Source organism: Gordonia desulfuricans NBRC 100010 (assembly GCF_001485495.1).
GTDB lineage: Bacteria > Actinomycetota > Actinomycetes > Mycobacteriales > Mycobacteriaceae > Gordonia > Gordonia desulfuricans.
Genome location: NZ_BCNF01000062.1, coordinates 1 through 16,443 on the forward strand (window position 1 = coordinate 1; position 16,443 = coordinate 16,443).

The 16,443-nt window shown below is 68.2% G+C and carries 12 protein-coding genes, 4 tRNA genes and 1 pseudogene; 7 read left to right on the forward strand and 10 right to left on the reverse strand.

All coding sequences use genetic code 11. The annotated features are described in order from the left end of the window. Nucleotides 1–307 precede the first annotated feature (307 nt). Entirely contained in the window at nucleotides 308–1,504 is a 1,197-nt protein-coding gene (locus GD1_RS10730; RefSeq protein WP_059037002.1) for an RtcB family protein, read from the forward strand. 5 nt (nucleotides 1,505–1,509) lie between these two features. Here the strand turns inward: GD1_RS10730 and GD1_RS10735 are convergent, their stop codons facing one another. Next, complete coding sequence (locus GD1_RS10735) at nucleotides 1,510–2,238, reverse strand: O-methyltransferase (RefSeq protein WP_059037003.1); 729 nt, start codon at nucleotides 2,236–2,238, stop codon at nucleotides 1,510–1,512. A gap of 86 nt (nucleotides 2,239–2,324) precedes the next feature. On the opposite strand from GD1_RS10735, the gene GD1_RS10740 reads away from it, so the two are divergent. Then, on the forward strand, nucleotides 2,325–3,995 hold the full coding sequence (locus GD1_RS10740) for a DNA repair helicase XPB (protein ID WP_338018381.1): 1,671 nt from the start codon (nucleotides 2,325–2,327) through the stop codon (nucleotides 3,993–3,995). 21 nt (nucleotides 3,996–4,016) lie between these two features. Here the strand turns inward: GD1_RS10740 and GD1_RS10745 are convergent, their stop codons facing one another. Both GD1_RS10745 and GD1_RS10750 read right to left on the reverse strand, forming a co-directional pair. Then, complete coding sequence (locus GD1_RS10745; protein ID WP_059037011.1) at nucleotides 4,017–5,810, reverse strand: serine/threonine-protein kinase; 1,794 nt, start codon at nucleotides 5,808–5,810, stop codon at nucleotides 4,017–4,019. Nucleotides 5,811–5,870: 60 nt separating this feature from the next. Beyond that, a complete protein-coding gene (locus tag GD1_RS10750; protein ID WP_053778798.1) occupies nucleotides 5,871–6,461 on the reverse strand; it encodes a hypothetical protein in 591 nt (196 codons plus the stop codon). Nucleotides 6,462–6,563: 102 nt separating this feature from the next. Here GD1_RS10750 and GD1_RS10755 point away from each other — a divergent pair, with 102 nt between their 5' ends. Next, nucleotides 6,564–7,721: a pyridoxal phosphate-dependent aminotransferase gene (locus GD1_RS10755; RefSeq protein WP_059037005.1), complete on the forward strand. Its 1,158-nt coding sequence runs from the start codon at nucleotides 6,564–6,566 to the stop codon at nucleotides 7,719–7,721. A gap of 23 nt (nucleotides 7,722–7,744) precedes the next feature. Here GD1_RS10755 and GD1_RS10760 read toward each other — a convergent pair whose 3' ends face one another. Both GD1_RS10760 and GD1_RS10765 read right to left on the reverse strand, forming a co-directional pair. Next, nucleotides 7,745–8,371, reverse strand: a complete 627-nt coding sequence (locus GD1_RS10760; protein WP_059037012.1) for a TetR/AcrR family transcriptional regulator — start codon at nucleotides 8,369–8,371, stop codon at nucleotides 7,745–7,747. 24 nt (nucleotides 8,372–8,395) lie between these two features. Beyond that, entirely contained in the window at nucleotides 8,396–10,660 is a 2,265-nt protein-coding gene (locus GD1_RS10765) for an MMPL family transporter (RefSeq protein WP_059037006.1), read from the reverse strand. Nucleotides 10,661–10,847: 187 nt separating this feature from the next. Here GD1_RS10765 and GD1_RS10770 point away from each other — a divergent pair, with 187 nt between their 5' ends. After that, nucleotides 10,848–11,480, forward strand: a complete 633-nt coding sequence (locus GD1_RS10770) for an alpha-ketoglutarate-dependent dioxygenase AlkB (RefSeq protein WP_059037007.1) — start codon at nucleotides 10,848–10,850, stop codon at nucleotides 11,478–11,480. A 9-nt stretch (nucleotides 11,481–11,489) separates the two neighbouring features. Here GD1_RS10770 and GD1_RS10775 read toward each other — a convergent pair whose 3' ends face one another. The 4 genes from GD1_RS10775 to GD1_RS10790 form a co-directional block, all read right to left on the reverse strand. After that, a complete protein-coding gene (locus tag GD1_RS10775; RefSeq protein ID WP_059037008.1) occupies nucleotides 11,490–12,362 on the reverse strand; it encodes an oxidoreductase in 873 nt (290 codons plus the stop codon). A 51-nt stretch (nucleotides 12,363–12,413) separates the two neighbouring features. Further along, a complete protein-coding gene (locus GD1_RS10780; RefSeq protein ID WP_059037009.1) occupies nucleotides 12,414–14,138 on the reverse strand; it encodes an adenylate/guanylate cyclase domain-containing protein in 1,725 nt (574 codons plus the stop codon). Nucleotides 14,139–14,229: 91 nt separating this feature from the next. Continuing rightward, nucleotides 14,230–15,339 (reverse strand): hypothetical protein, encoded by a 1,110-nt coding sequence (locus GD1_RS10785; protein WP_059037010.1) that lies wholly within the window; start codon nucleotides 15,337–15,339, stop codon nucleotides 14,230–14,232. A gap of 181 nt (nucleotides 15,340–15,520) precedes the next feature. After that, nucleotides 15,521–15,596: transfer RNA gene (locus GD1_RS10790), tRNA-Lys, on the reverse strand. Nucleotides 15,597–15,780: 184 nt separating this feature from the next. Between GD1_RS10790 and GD1_RS10795 the strand changes: the two genes are divergently transcribed. The 3 genes from GD1_RS10795 (at nucleotide 15,781) to GD1_RS10805 (ending at nucleotide 16,072) form a co-directional block, all read left to right on the forward strand. After that, nucleotides 15,781–15,853 (forward strand) — tRNA-Glu (locus GD1_RS10795). A gap of 37 nt (nucleotides 15,854–15,890) precedes the next feature. Then, a tRNA-Asp gene (locus GD1_RS10800) sits at nucleotides 15,891–15,967 on the forward strand. A 28-nt stretch (nucleotides 15,968–15,995) separates the two neighbouring features. Further along, nucleotides 15,996–16,072: transfer RNA gene (locus tag GD1_RS10805), tRNA-Phe, on the forward strand. A 64-nt stretch (nucleotides 16,073–16,136) separates the two neighbouring features. On the opposite strand, the pseudogene GD1_RS25245 reads toward GD1_RS10805, so the two are convergent. Beyond that, nucleotides 16,137–16,443, reverse strand: a pseudogene (locus GD1_RS25245) (HNH endonuclease); the annotation flags it as partial.

A 16,443-nucleotide genomic window follows, 5' to 3' on the forward strand; every position in this document is an offset into this window, starting at 1 on the left:
ACACTCCACCCCAACCCCATTGGATGGTCGAGCCGGGCAACCACAACCCCGACGTGGCCACCACCCGGCACCAGCCGACAGAGGTTTCGACACGCCTCGTCGCTACGCTCCTCCCGGGCTCAACCACCAAGCACGCTACACCCCAATAACATTCGATGGTTGAGCCGGGACGGAGCCGCCAGCCCGCACGCCGCCACCGCGCGATCTCGGGCGATCGTCCGAAAACCACTGGACTTGGGCCACCGGCGCACCGTAGCGTGTGCACGCCGACAATCGTCGGCACACCGACACGAACAATGGAAGAATCATGAACAGCCAGTTCCCCGTACCCCTTTCGGGCGCAGCCGCGTCGACCCTGTTGTGGGCCGACGAGGAATCGATCGAGCATCAGGCACGCAATCAGCTGCGCCGGGTGTCGACGCTGCCGTGGGTGTACGGCGTCCGGGTGATGCCCGACGTCCACGTGGGCAAGGGTGCCACCGTCGGTTCGGTGATCGCGATGCGCGATGCGGTCTGTCCGGCGGCGGTCGGCGTCGACATCGGTTGCGGCATGGCCGCGGTGCGAACCGACCTGGTGGCCGCCGACCTCCCCGACGACCTGTCGGGTCTGCGGTCGGCCATCGAGGCGAAGGTGCCGGTGGGATTCGAGCGGCACCGGGAGCCGGTGGACGTCGTCCGGCATCGGCTGGGCGGCGGTTGGGCCGGGTTCTGGGACCGCTTCGGTGAATTGCACCGTGGGGTGCGTCAACTCGACGACCGGGCCCGGCGGCAGCTGGGAACACTCGGCGGCGGAAACCATTTCATCGAGGTCTGTGTCGACGACGAGCAGCAGGTGTGGATCATGCTGCATTCGGGGTCGCGCAACATCGGCAAGGAACTCGCCGAGCGGCATATGTCGGTGGCGGCGAAGCTGCCACACAACGCCGACCTGCCCGACCGTGATCTGGCCGTCTTCCTCTCCGGCACACCGGAGATGGATGCCTATCGCCATGACCTGGAGTGGGCTCAGGAGTATGCGGCACGCAACCGTCGGGTGATGCTGGCGTTGGTGTGCGAGGCGGTCCGCGAGACCTTCGCGGGGCGGGCGGTCGCCTTCGACGAGCCGATCAGCTGCCACCACAACTACGTTGCCACCGAGCACATCGACGGCCTGGAGTTGCTGGTGACCCGTAAGGGTGCGATCCGGGCGGGCGCAGGCGACCTGGGGCTGATCCCGGGATCGATGGGCACCGGATCGTATGTGGTGCGCGGACTGGGCTCGGCGGAGTCGTTCTACTCGGCATCGCACGGTGCGGGACGCCGGATGAGCCGGACGCGGGCACGCAAGACCTACACCGCCGACGATCTGGTGGCCCAGACCGCAGGTGTCGAGTCACGCAAGGACGCCGGCGTGGTGGACGAGATCCCGGCGGCCTACAAGGACATCGATGCGGTGATCGCGGCGCAGACCGATCTCGTCGAGGTGGTGGCCCACCTGCGTCAGGTGGTCTGCGTCAAGGGGTGAGGGGTTCAGCGTTTCATCGAGATCTCCAGACCGCCCTGCCCCGGGATGGTCACCGAGGTGAACGGCCCGTCCGGGTCCCGGACGAAGGCCAGGTAGTCGCGGTACTCGCGGGCCCCGCTGACCACGTTGTCGCAGACGACGAGCGCTCCCGGCCGTAGCCGCGGCGTGACGAGTTCCAGCGCCGGGAGCGCCATCGGGATCCAGATGTCGACGAGCATGAAGTCGATCGGCCCGTCGACGTCGACGAGGGTCTCGCGCAGGTCACCTTCGCGGATGTCGACGAGGCCGGCGAGTCCGGCCCTGGCGATGTTGGCCTGCGCGGCGGCCACCTTGCCGGGTTCGTGTTCGGTGCCGATCACCACGGGCCCGGCGGTCCCGTCGGATGGCCCGGCCCCGTCGGCCGCCAGATTGTCCCGGACGGCGGCGGCGAGGTAGATCGTCGAGACACCGTAGGAGGTCCCGGCCTCGACCACGCGGCGGGCGCCGATCGACCGGCACAGCAGGTGACACAGCGCGGCCTTCTGCGGGTCGAGTGCGACCATCTTGTCGGCCAGCCACCGCTTGCCGGACTCGGTTCGGGAGGGGTCCCAGGTGCCCTCCCGGATGCGCCCGGTGACCGCGCGTACCGCCATCGGCGCCACCGCCGAGATCAGTTGCCTTTTGCTCTGCCGATGAAGCGGTTCGACGACATCGCGGGAGACGGGATCGAGCGGAGACGGTGCGAGTTTCGACATGGCCCCACGCCACCAGCGTAATTAGGTAACCCTAAGAACTTTTTCCGGACTCGACGGGACTTGCACCCATCTGGACAATGGATCGAGTGAGTGATGGACCCCTGATCGTTCAATCCGACAAGACGCTGCTGCTCGAGGTGGATCACCCCGACGCGGCGTCGGCGCGGGCCGCGATCGCACCCTTCGCCGAACTCGAACGCGCACCCGAACACGTGCACACCTACCGGGTGACGCCGCTGGCGCTGTGGAACGCCCGCGCGGCCGGCCACGACGCCGAGCAGGTGGTGGACGCGCTGGTCACCTTCAGCCGGTACGCGGTACCGCAGCCGCTGCTGATGGACATCGTCGACACCATGGGCCGTTTCGGCCGGTTGCAGCTGGTCAAGAACCCGGCGCACGGCCTGACCCTGGTGAGCCTCGATCGCGCGGTTCTCGAGGAGATCATGCGCAACAAGAAGGTCGCACCGATGCTCGGGGCGCGACTCGACGACGACACCGTGGTCGTCCATCCGTCCGAGCGTGGCCGGCTCAAGCAGATCCTGCTCAAGGTCGGCTGGCCGGCCGAGGACCTCGCCGGGTACGTCGACGGCGAGGCGCATCCGATCACCCTCAAGCAGGATGCCTGGCATCTGCGCGACTACCAGGAGATGGCCGCCGACTCGTTCTGGGCGGGCGGCTCGGGCGTCGTGGTCCTGCCCTGCGGTGCGGGCAAGACGATGGTCGGTGCGGCCGCGATGGCCAAGGCGCAGGCCACCACCCTGATCCTGGTCACCAACACCGTCGCCGGGCGGCAGTGGAAGCGCGAGCTGATCGCCCGTACCTCGCTCACCGAGGAGGAGATCGGCGAGTACTCCGGCGAGCGCAAGGAGATCCGTCCGGTCACCATCGCCACCTATCAGGTGATGACCCGTAAGTCCAAGGGCGAGTACAAGAACCTGGATCTGTTCGACTCCCGCGACTGGGGTCTGATCATCTACGACGAGGTGCACCTGCTGCCCGCACCGGTGTTCCGGATGACCGCCGACCTGCAGTCGCGGCGCCGGCTCGGACTCACCGCCACCCTGGTGCGCGAGGACGGCCGCGAGGGCGACGTGTTCAGCCTGATCGGCCCCAAGCGCTACGACGCCCCGTGGAAGGACATCGAGGCGCAGGGCTGGATCGCACCCGCCGAGTGCATCGAGGTGCGGGTGACGCTGACCGACGAGGAACGCCTGCAGTATGCGGTCGCCGAGGCCGACGAGAAGTACAAGCTGTGCTCCACCGCCCACACCAAGGTCAACGTGGTGCGCTCGATCCTGGCCCGCCATGCCGAGTCGCAGACCCTGGTGATCGGGGCCTACATCGACCAGCTCGAAGAACTCGGCCGCGAACTCGACGCCCCGGTGATCCAGGGGTCGACCAAGAACAAGGACCGCGAGGCCCTGTTCGACCGGTTCCGGTCCGGTGAACTCCAGACTCTGGTGGTGTCGAAGGTGGCGAACTTCTCCATCGACCTGCCCGAGGCATCGGTCGCGGTGCAGGTGTCGGGCACCTTCGGGTCCCGGCAGGAGGAGGCCCAGCGGCTGGGCCGGCTGTTGCGCCCGAAGGCCGACGGCGGGCAGGCCCACTTCTACTCGGTGGTCTCGCGGGACACCCTCGACGCCGACTACGCCGCGCACCGTCAGCGGTTCCTCGCCGAGCAGGGCTACGCCTACCGGATCACCGACGCCGACGATCTGCTCGGCCCGACCATCGGCGAGGGCACCCCGCAGGAGTGAGCCCCGCCGCAGCGGAAACCCTCAGGCGATCTGCTCGAGGCAGTAGCCGAGCGACTCCGGGATCTCGAAGGTCCACCGGGTCTCGCTCGACGAGCAGGTCACCTGGCTGGTCGAGCGCCCGGTGACCCGGACCACGACGGTGTTCGCCAATGGTGAAGCACTGCAGCCGATCTCGTGGTAGTCGGCCAGCGACCCACCCGTCCGCGGGATCTGATAGCACTCGTCGGGAACGAAATTCGGTGTCAGGCAGAGTTTCTGGGACGACCCGTCGAAGGTGAGGCTGGCATTGCGCTCGTTGGGACAGTCCGCAGCGGCCGAGACGAAGCGGGCCGCATAGAAGGTCAGTGCGGGAGTGGCACAGTCGACCCGCTCGGTCGGCACGTTGCCGGAGGAGTCACGCTGCCGGCCGAACTGCACGCAGTCACCCACCGACAACTGGTCCGGGCTCGACACCGGTGTGGCCTGCTGGGTCACCGGCGGCCGGGTGAACGGGGTGGACTGCGGGGTGGCGGGGCTGGTGCCGGCGCCCGTCGGCGACGTGGTGGTGGCCCCGCCGGCGGTCGTGTCGTCGTCGGATCCGGACAGCGCGTTGGCGACGAGGATGCCGGCACCCACGACCACCACGAGCGCCACCACCACGGCGACCACGATCAGCGGCATCTTGGAGGACTTCTTCGGCGGCACCGGGATCGGTTGCCCGTAGGGGCCGGTGGCGCCGAACGGCGCGGACATCGGCCCCGGCGGAATCGACCCGGGCGGAATCGGCCCGTTCGGGTTGGAGGCGCCCGGATGGCCCGACGGCACGTACGGTGCCTGCGGGTACGGCGCCTGACCATATGACGCCTGACCATAGGGTGCCTGCGGGTACGGATACACCGGCGTCCCCCGTCCCGCCGACGTCGGCGCGGTCGGGATGACCTCGGTGGGGCCCGGCCCGGCGATCCCGGCACCGGGTGCGCTCGGCTGCCCGAGCGCACGTACGAGGTCGGCGGCGAGATCGCCACAGGATCGGTATCGCTCGTCGGGGGATTTCCGCAGCGCCCGCTCGAACACCGCGTCCACAGCCGGCGAGGTCCCCGACCGCACCGACGACAGCACCGGCGGCGCACTGTTCAGGTGCGCGGCCACCACATTGGTCTGGGTGTTGCCCTCGAACGGTGGCCGGCCGCACAGCAACTGGAACAACGTCGCGGCCAGCGAGTACTGGTCGGCGCGACCGTCGATCTCGGTGCCCAGCAGTTGTTCCGGGGCCACATAGGCGACGGTCCCGAGGAAGACGTTCGCCGACGTCAGGTTGCTGACGTCCTGCTGGGACTTGGCGATCCCGAAGTCGGCGAGCAACACCCGCGGGGCGGTCACCGGGACCGCCCCGGCGGCCTCCTCGACGAGGATGTTGGCCGGCTTCACGTCCCGGTGCAGCAGCCCGTGGGCGTGGGCCGCATCGAGTGCCGACGCCACCGACGTGGCGATCGCCGACACCATGGCGGGGTCGAGTCCACCCGGACGCCGGCCCAGTAGCGCACCGGCGTCCACACCGTCGATGTATTCCATCGCCAGCCACAGGTGGCCGTCGTGTTCCCCCGAGTTGTAGATGGTGACGATCGAGGGATGCACGATGCTGGAGGCGAGTTCGGCCTCGCGGATGAAGCGGCGACGGAACATCGGGTCGCGGGACAGGTCGGCCGGCAGGATCTTGACGGCTTCCTTGCGCGGCAGCGACGGGTGTTTGGCCAGGTAGACCTCACCCATGCCGCCGCGCCCGATCAACCGTTCGATCGTGTAGCCGGCAAACGACTCACCGGGTGTGTAGACCACCGTCACCCCTCCTCGCGTTCAGGCTCGAACATTACCGGGTGACGCGCGCGCAAGGAGCGGTCACACGACCTCACGCAGGCAGTATCCGACGGGGTGCGGTTGGGTGAATGACCACTTGGTGGCATCGGTATCGCATTCGACCGACACGTCACCGCGGCTGACCGTCTGTCCGATCACGGTGGCGTCGACGGCGCTCGCCCCGCAGTCGACCAGTCGGTAGTCGGCCAGACGCCCGCCCTCGACCGGGATCTGATAGCACTTGCCGGCCGTGAAGTTGGGGGTCAGGCAGACTCCCCCGTCGCCGCCGAAGGTCAGGGTGGAGGTGTTGTCGGCGCTGCAGGTGTCGCCGGCGGCCACCGTCGACGCGGCGTAGAAGGCCAGTGCATCACCGGTGTCGCAGTCGACCTTCGTGGCCGCGACCTTGGCGGGATCGTCGTCGGGTCCCAGCGTCAGGCATTCGCCGGTCGCGATGTCCGACGGTTTGTTGACGGCATCGCTGTCGGTGCCCACGCTGACCGAACAGGCCGCCAGGAGTGCGAAGCCCATGCAGCCGACGATCACCGCGGCGCGCCAGGCCAGGCGCGCTCCGGGCCGGATCAGGGACGGTTCAGGAGTAGAGAGTTCGGGGGCAGACGGTTCGGGGGCAGACATGGCAGGTCCTCTCGTGTCGGGTTTGTCTGGACCGACAGCGTCACGTGCGCCGCTTGCGGGACACTTGGGATCGCCATGGAAGCGGTGTGACAGCCTGAAGCCATGGCCACCGTCACCCGCCTACAACCGTTCACCACCACGATCTTCGCCGAGATGTCGGCGCTGGCGGTGACCCACGACGCGGTCAACCTCGGGCAGGGTTTCCCCGACACCGACGGTCCGGCGTCGATGCTGGCGGCGGCATGTGCGGCGATCACCGCGGGCGACAACCAGTACCCGCCCGGGATCGGTGTCCCGCGGCTGCGGCGTGCGGTGGCCGACGACCAGCGCGCCCGGCACGGCCTCGACTACGACCCCGACACCGAGGTGCTGATCACCGTCGGCGCCACCGAGGCGATCGCCGGTGCGGTGGTGGGCCTGACCGAGCCCGGTCGCGAGGTGGTGATGATCGAGCCGTACTACGACTCGTATGCGGCGACGGTGGCGATGGCCGGCGGGGTGCGGCGCACGGTTCCGCTGGTCGGCGACGGCGACGGGTTCCGGCTCGACCGGGATGCGCTGGCCGCGGCATTCGGCCCGCAGACCGCGCTGGTGCTGGTGAACACGCCGCACAATCCCACCGGCACGGTGCTGTCCGACGACGACCTCGCCGAGATCGCCCGGCTGTGTATCGAACACGACGTCGTCGCCGTCACCGACGAGGTGTACGAGCATCTGCTGTTCGACGGACGTACCCACCGGCCGCTGGCGACATTCCCCGGGATGCGGGAGCGCACGCTACGGATCTCGAGTGCGGCCAAGACATTCAACTGCACCGGCTGGAAGGTCGGCTGGATCAGCGGCCCGGCCGAGCTGGTGGCGGCGGCGCGCGCGGCCAAGCAGTTCATGACCTATGTGGGGTCGGGACCGTTCCAGCCGGCCGTCGCCGTGGCCCTCGAACAGGAGCAGGACTGGGTGCTCGCGAATGCCGCCGCGCTCCAGGACAAGCGAGATCTGCTGTCGGCGGCGCTGATCGACGCCGGATTCGAGGTACATCGCAGCGAGGCAACGTATTTCGTATGCGCCGACCCGCGTCCGCTCGGCTACACCGACGGCGCGGAGTTCTGCCGGATGCTCCCCGCACGGATCGGCGTCGCGGCGGTGCCGGTGAGTGTCTTCGCCGACCACACCGAACCGTGGGATCACATGGTGCGCTTCGCCTTCGCCAAGCGTGACGACGTCATCGCCGAGGCCGCCAGGCGCTTGCGCCGCCTGGCCTGACCCGGCCGCGTCCGGGCACCGGATCAGATCGGCAGTCCGGCCTCGAGCAGGTCCACCGCGTCGAGCAGGTGGTCGAGTACACCGTCATCCGACATGTCGGGCACACCGCACGCGATGTGGAACATCACTCCCCCGGCCGCGGCGACGAACACCTGCAGCCGCCGGTCGTCGGCCTCCACCCCCAGGTATCGCGCGAAGAACTCGGTGGCCTGTGAGATCGCGGCGTCGGCCTCGATCTGATTCGCCACCCGCAGGGTCGGCTCGCTCGTGATCAGCCGTGCCCGTACCGAACTGGACGCCCAGGGGTCGGCCATCGCCAGTCTGTAGTACGCCCGGATCAGCTCGCGCAGCAGATCGAAGCGACCGAGTCCCGGCGGGATCGCCGCGAGGGTCTCCTCCCGCAGATCGTCGAGGTCGTCGGCGATCACCATCTGTTCCTTGGACACGAAGTACCGGAAGAAAGTGGTGTGCGAGACCCCGGCCTCGCGGGCGATCTGCTCGACGGTGGTCTGCGCGTACCCCTGACTCTCGAACAGGCGCAGCGCGGCCTCGCGGATCGCGGCCCGGGTGCGTTGTTTGCGTTGACCGCGCAAGCCCAGCGGGCGACCCGGGGACTTCCCCGGATCGCCCGACCGGCAGCGGTCCGACATCGTGGTCATGACCTCAGTTCTCTATCAGCTCGTCACGGTTGCTTCCGCCGAGGCGTCCCGCTCATCGGTGGACCCGTCGGACTCCGCGGCCGCCGACGGCACGCCACGGTTGCGGACCGCACCGCCCTCGATGTCGAAGTCGACGACCAGCTTGTCGAGCCACTTCGGGAGACCCCAGGCACGATCACCGAGCAGCGCGATCACCGCCGGGACCACCGTCATCCGGATGATGAAGGCGTCGAAGAACACCGCGATCGCCATGGCGAAGCCGAGCATCTTGGACGTGGTGTCCGGCGCGAGCATGAACGCGGCGAACACGCTGATCATGATGATCGCGGCCGAGGTCACCACGCGGGCACCGTGCCGGTATCCGGCGATGATCGCATCCTTCGCCGACATGCCGTGGATGTACTCCTCGCGCATGCGGGTCACCAGGAACACCTGGTAGTCCATCGCGAGGCCGAACACCACACCGATCAGGAAGATCGGGAGGAACGACAGGATCGGCTTGGTGTGGTCGATCAGACCCAGCCAGCCCTCCTGGAAGATCGCGACGGTCACGCCGAAGGTCGCGAGCACCGAGAACAGGAAGCCGATGGTGCCGATCAGCGGAACCCAGATCGACCGGAACACACCGATCATGATCAGGAACGCGAGACCGACGACGACCAGCAGGTACGGGATCAGCGCCTTGTCGAGCCGGTCGGAGAGATCGGACATGATCGCGGTCTGGCCACCGACGTGCAGTTCGGCACCGGCCTTCTCCACGGTGGGGGCGTAGTCACGGATGTGTTCCATGAGGTCATGGGTGGATGCCGACGCCGGTCCGCCGTTCGGCGTGACCATGATCAGCGCGGTGTTGGCATCGACATTCGGGTTCTGCTGCGACGGGCCGTTGCCGATCCACGTCAGGGTCGCCGCATTCGCGACATCGGGCAGGGTCTTGATGTGGGCGACCGCGGCATCGGCGATGCCGGCCACCTGGCCGTCGTCGTCGTGCAGGACCACCAGCAGGGGGCCGTTGATGCCCTCGCCGAAGCCACGTTGCAGCAGGCTCTGCGCGGCCACCTCGTCGTCGCTGGTCAGCTCCATGCCCAGATCGAGTTTGGACGTCGGGATCGCGGCGACGATCAGCACTGCCAGGCCGGCGATGATGAACGGGATCGGGCGACGGGTGACGGTCCGGCCGAACTTGACGCCCAGCGTGTCCTCGGTGGCCGACTCCTCGGCGTGCTTGATCCACGGGATCCTGGGCGCGAAGGTGAACCGCCCGGTGGCCGAGAGCAACGCCGGGATCAGGGTCAACGCACTGAGGACGGCGACCGCCACCGCAACCGCGGCACCGGCACCCATCTGGGTGATCAGCGGGATGCCGACCACCATCAGCGCGACCACCGCGATGATCACGGTGAGACCGGCGAACACCACCGCGGTACCCGCGGTGCCCACGGCCCGTCCGGCGGCGTCGGCGCGATCACCGCCCCGGCGCAGCTCGCTGCGGTAGCGGGACACGATGAACAGTGCGTAGTCGATCGAGACGGCGATGCCGAGCATCGTGACGATGCCGGTGGCGGTCTCGTTGACCGTCATGAACTCCGAACCGAGGTACAGCAGCAGCATGGTCAGTGCCACGCCGACGATGCCGGTGATCAGCGGGATGAACGCGGCGACCAGTGCACCGAAGGCGACGATCATCACCACGAAGGCGATCGCGAAACCGATCAGCTCGGCGGTTCCCCCGGCCTCCATGACCTGCATCAGCGAGCCGGTGGCCTCCACCTGCAGACCGTTGCCGCGGTTCTTCTCGAGGATGTCGACGAGTTCTTTCTTCTCGTCGACGGTGAGGTCCATGATCTTGATGTTCTGACGGACCTGGATCAGACCCACCTTGCCGTTGTCACCGAGTACCGATGCGGCGAGTGCGGGTTGCGCCTGGGCCACGGCCACCGGGTTGGCGATCGAGTCCGCGTCGACGACGTCGGGCAGCGTCTTGAGGTCGGCGACGAGGGCGTCGATCTGGTCGGTGTGGTTGGCGAGGCCGTCGTCGGCGGCGACGAGCACACTGGTCGACGCATGCTCCTGCTGCGCCATGACCTGCGGGAAGTACTCCTGCACCTGGCTGGTGGCGGTGCCGGAGTCGGTTCCGGGCAGGTCGAAGTCCTTGGCCAGGGTGGGTTTGAGTCCGGCGACGGCCGAGCCGACCCCGATCAGGACGATCAGCCACGCGGCGATCACCCACCACTTGTGTTTGAACGAGAACCGGCCGAGCCGGAAGAGCACTGAAGCCATGTGGGGGTCCCTCTGTCGACTGGACGCAAGATGCCGGACACGAAGTCAGCACAAAGTGTGCATGACTAACACTTGGAACTTTCTACTCCACTTTTTCCCGCACGGCCACCATCGCCCTCGGTCTGTGAGCAAGGGCACGCCTCCGATCGGGCTAGAACATTCGTTCGACAGTCGCTACCCTGGCGGTATGACGTCCGTCGGCATGCAGGGTTCGATCTTCGATCTCGACGACACCGAACCGCAGATCGGGCGCCTGGGCCATACGGTGACCCGGCGCGAACTCACCGACGGCGCCTGGGTGGATCTGCGGCCGGGCTGGATCACCGGCGCGGATGCACTGTTCGACGCACTGCACGAGAACGCGGCGTGGCGTGCCGAGCGCCGCCGGATGTACGACCGCGTCGTCGACGTCCCCCGGCTGCTCGCCCAGTATCCCGCCGCCGCGACACTGCCCGATCCGCTGCTCGCCGACGCGCGGGACGCGCTGAGCGCCCACTACCGCCCCGAACTGCCCGAGGGCTTCGCCACCGCGGGGCTGTGCCTGTACCGGGACGGGGCGGATTCGGTTGCATGGCACGGTGACCGGTTCGGCCGGGGCGCCACCGACGACACCATGGTCGCGATCCTCTCGCTGGGCTCGCCTCGCCCACTCGCGTTGCGCCCCAACGGCGGTGGACCGTCGATACGCTTCCTCCTGTCGGCGGGCGACCTGCTGGTGATGGGCGGCAGCTGTCAACGCACCTGGGAGCACGCGATACCCAAGTGCACCGGTGTCGGCCCCCGCATCAGCGTGCAGTTCCGCCCGCCGGGTGTGTGGTGACCGGTTGCGTTACAGCGTGATCGAGGTCCCGGTGAGGTTCTCCGACGCAGTCCACAGGCCGGTACGGATCCGCTCGTCGCGGGCCCGTCCGCTGAACCCCGACTCCCCTGGCGCACCGCGCATGCCGAACAGCTTCGTCGGCCCGTAGAAGGTCCCGTTCACCGCGTCCGGCGCGGTGGCCGCGAACAGGGTGGGCAGCGCGCCGTCGGCGGCGGACTGGGCGAACAGATTGCCGACCACCATCACCTTGTCCATGATCGACTCGGTGTGTCCCTGCAGTCCGGTGGCCGCATAGCCGGGATGGGCGATCAGCGACTTCCTGCTGTCACCGGCGGCGGTCAGCCGTTCGGCGAGGACCTGCCCGAAGATCAGGTTGGCCATCTTGGAGTCGCCGTAGGCCTGCCAGGCTCGGTATCGGCGCCGTTCCCAGCCGAGATCGTCGAGATCGATCCGCCCCAGCTGGTGCATACCCGACGACAACGTCACCACCCGGTCGGCGACCTTCGGCAACACCAGTGCGGTCAGCGCGAAGTGCCCGAGATGGTTGGTGCCCATCTGCATCTCGAATCCGTCGGCGGTGCGCCCCAGCGGCACCGCCATCACGCCGGCATTGTTGATCAGGACGTCGACGCCCGGCAGGCCGTCGGCAAAGGACCGCACCGACGCCAGGTCGGCGAGGTCGAGGGCGGCCACCTCGGCCCGCTCGCCGAGTTCACGTGCCACCGCATCGGCCTTGACGGTGTTGCGGCAGGCGAGGATCACCCGCGCACCGGCGTCGACCAGCGCTCGCGCGGTCTCGGCCCCGAGGCCGCTGTTGGCGCCGGTCACCACGAAGGTCCGTCCGGACTGGTCCGGGATGTCCTTGGTCGACCATCCGCTCATGTCTCTCCCCCTGTGGTTGCCGCCCCGGTGCACCGGGGCGGGTTGTTCGATTCAGTCCGACTTCAGTACGCCCGCGGTGCCGAGCCAGCGTGCCGGGCGCAACAGCCCGGTGAGCATCTCGCCCACCGATGCCGGGCCGCGCGGCACCAGCGCCTCGGGCCCGTAGATCGCGGTCGGCTCGGCCCGGCCCCGCATCACCCGCTCCCCCAGCAGCGCCCATTCGCCCGCCTCGTCGGCGGCGTCGGCGATCGCGGCCCCGCTGGCGAGCACCGACACCCGGCTGGTCTTGGCCATCTCCGAGAGCCGCGCACACTCGTTGACCGGGTCGCCGATCACGGTGTACTCGTAGCGCCGCTCGGCGCCGATGTTGCCGGCGAAGGCCACCCCGAACGACACCCCGATACCCCACTGGACGTCGAGGGCCTCGGTGAGCGCGCGGGCGAGTTCACGTGCCGCGGCGAGTGCGGCGCCGGCCGGGTTGTCGATCTTGACCGGCGCCCCGAACACCGCGAGCGCCGCGTCACCCTCGAATTTGTTGACGAATCCCGCGTGCTGGTCGACCACCTGGGCGACGATCTCGAAGAACTCGTTGAGCAGGGCCGCGGTGTCCTCGGGACGGCGTTCCTGGGCGATCGTCGTCGACCCGATGATGTCGACGAGCAGCACCCCCACCTCGGCGTTGGTGCCGTGCAGGCCCATCCCCTTCTCGATGGCGAGCTCGGCGACGGTGTCGCCGACGTGGCGGGCGAACAGTTCACGCATGCGTTCACGCTCGTCGAGGCCGGTCACCATCTCGTTGAAGCCGTGCTGCAGCACGCCGATCTCGGACGAGTCGTACACGTCGACGTGGGCCTCGAAGTCTCCGGCGCGCACCTTCTCCACGGCGGTCCGTAGTTCGGTGAGCGGGTCGCTGAGCGACTGCCCCACCAGCACCACCACACGCGCGCCCGACGCCAGCCCGACCACGGCGAGGGCCAGTGCCGCCCAGTCCACCGAGCCGGTGACCCGGGGCAGCAGATCGAGGTGACGGCCCGTGTTGAGGATGACCAGACCGATCATCGGCACGGCCGAACTGACCGCCCACACCGCCAGCATCCGCCCGCGCACACTGTGCACGATGGTCGACGCGGGATCGTCGGCGAGGGCCACCATCATCAGCGGTCGCGACGCCCGCTCGGCGAACAGATAGGTCAGGCACGCGCAGGACGTCCCCGCGAGGGTGAATGCGACGGTGACGCCCAGCAGGGTGCTCGTGGTGAGATCGCGTGCCGACAGGATGACGTAGCTGAGCACCGCGGCCGCCCAGGCGATCATGGTGCCGACCACCTGTAGACCCGGAATATGTTGCACCGCAACACGCCTGGCATGATCGGCGGGCGATCCGAGCTCGAACCACCGGACCTGGGGCCGGAGCATCACCACCCCGAGAACCACGTTGACGACGATGCAGACGACGACGGCGGTGACGATGTCGGGGAAGTTCGGGGCGCCGATGGTTCCCTCGACGGTGAGCTGGCCGCCGTTGTAGGACAACTGCACCAGCAGGAAGGTCTCCAGGCCGATCAGGGCGTTGCTGATCACGATGGATGCGACGGCCACCGCCATGGCGCGCCGGGCCAGTCGACCGCGATCGGCAGCACCGAGCCCCGCCCACTCCCGCGCGCCGGGCTCCCCGTCGACGCCCCAGACCCGCGCGGCGTAGCGCCGCCGGGCCCGAGTCCATCGGGTTTCGCCATCCGACGCCGGAGCCACACCGGTATTGTGTGCTGGCCTCATGCGCCTTCCCTGCCGTCGATATCACTGCAAAGCGTACCGAATGAGCAGGGTCACACCAGGGCCGATCGCCCTCTGGTCATACCGAACGCGGTCACCGAGGGAGTGCGGTGAGCTCCTCGGTCTCCGGGGCGTCGTCGGAATCGGGGGTCGCATCGCCGGCGATCTCGTCGTCGGGGGTCTCATCGCCCGGCTGCCGGCCGTCCCGTCGCAGGACGCGGCCGACGACGAGCATCAGGATCATGACCAGAAGCGCCGACCCGCCACCGACGAGCAGTGCCGTCGCCGTGCGGTCGGAGTTGTCGACCTGCACGACGGGCGCCGCGAGAACGCCCTGCTCCCCGGCCGGGGTGAGGTTGTCGTCGGCCGATTCGAGGTTGTTGGAGATCGAGTTGAGCACCGTCGTGAGCTGGCCGACGCCCTTGCTGACCGAGTTCGCGGCGGCGACGGTGTCGCCGCGGGCCGATGCGAGTTGCCCCAGTCCGGTGTTCAGCTGCTGGGCGGCCTGCTGCGCCTGGGCCACCCCCTCGTCGAGGTGCCCACTCGCCTCGTCGACGGCGTCGCCGAGCGTCTTCATCTCCTTCTTGAGGTCGTCGAGGTTCCCGAGCTGACTCGAGATCTCCCGCGACGACGACTGCAGCGCGGTCAGGTTGGTGAGCAACTCGCCGCTGCCGGGAACCTTGTTCTTCTGCAGGAAGGTGATGACGGGGCTGATCAGCGAATCGAGCTGCCCGGCGGTGGAGGCCAGCGACTGCAGGTCGCCGAGGCCGTTGGACATCGCGACGGTCATGCTGCGCACATCGCCACCGGCGCCGGAGGTGCCGGGTGCGGCATCGAATGCCGACACGATCTGACCGGACGCGGTGTGGGCGGTGTCGACGGCGTCGAAGACACTGTCGGCCCCCTCCGAGATGCTCTTGATGCTGCCGGTGGCACTCCCGAGGGCCGACGTCATCAGTCCGAACATCATCTTGGCCGACGCCACCGACTCGCGGGCCGACTCGATCTGCTCTGTCGACGGGTCCGCGGCGGACGAATGCTTGTCCGGACCGACCGCGAGGAAGGTGACACTACCGGCGATGACGCCCACCAGCACCACGGTGAGAAACAGCGGGACACCGCCGAACAGCTTCCGCATCACAGGACCGAGTGCCCGCTTGCGGCGGGACGGTTCGTCCTCGAGTCGGTGACTGTTCGCGGACATCGATTTCCCTTCAGGAGATGACATGACCACGGCCGGACATCACCTGCCCGGCCGGCGCCACCGTAGCGCCACTTCCTGAGAGCTTCTGACCTCACCGCGACCACGGACGCCCATAACGGCAGTATCGACGTGGTCGACGGTGCATGTGTCGTCGATGACCGACGGCGATGCCGATGGATCGTGGTGCCCCCACCAGGGCTCGAACCTGGGACCTGCGGATTAAAAGTCCGTAGCTCTACCAACTGAGCTATAGGGGCAGGCAGGCCCCGCCGGAGCGGAGCCGAACAGAGTTTACCCCGACCGTCGGCGCGGTCACGCAACCCCCACCCCCGGTATGTCGGATTGACCAAAATGCATGCCTGACCTGCCGATTTGTGTTTTCGTCGCGCGGTGTCCTAATCTGATTCAGCTCCCAACGGAGCGCCTCCGACCGGAGAACCGGCCCCCTTCGTCTAGCGGCCTAGGACGCCGCCCTTTCAAGGCGGTAGCGCGGGTTCGAATCCCGTAGGGGGTACGCCTGAACTCTCACGAGTTCGGACATAAATGAATATGGCCCTGTGGCGCAGTTGGTTAGCGCGCCGCCCTGTCACGGCGGAGGTCGCGGGTTCGAGTCCCGTCAGGGTCGCCAAGGTTTCGGTTCATGACCGGCACCGTTCGGCCAGGTAGCTCAGTTGGTACGAGCGTCCGCCTGAAAAGCGGAAGGTCGCCGGTTCGATCCCGGCCCTGGCCACCAAGAGATCACCCACCGGAAACGGTGGGTTTTTTCGTATCCGGGTTACGACCGGAGGTGACCGCCCTCAGAAGGGCGGGTCGGGCGAGTCCGTCTGGGTGGCGGGAGTCTGGTTGCGGGCACGGTTGCGTTGCCGCTCGAGTCGTCGACGGCGATGTTTGCGGGCCAGTGTGGATTCCCGGTCCAGGATTCGTTCCCCATCCGGTTTCAGATACGCACCCGGCGGGCCTGGCGGTCCTGGTGGGGTGGGTGGGGCTTGTGGTGGGTCGTCGAACCGGTAGCGGCGTAGGCCGGGGAAGAAATCTTCCATGGTTTCCGCCGGTCCGGGCAGGATCAACCCTTCCGGGGTGGTGTATTCGATGATCAACCGGCCC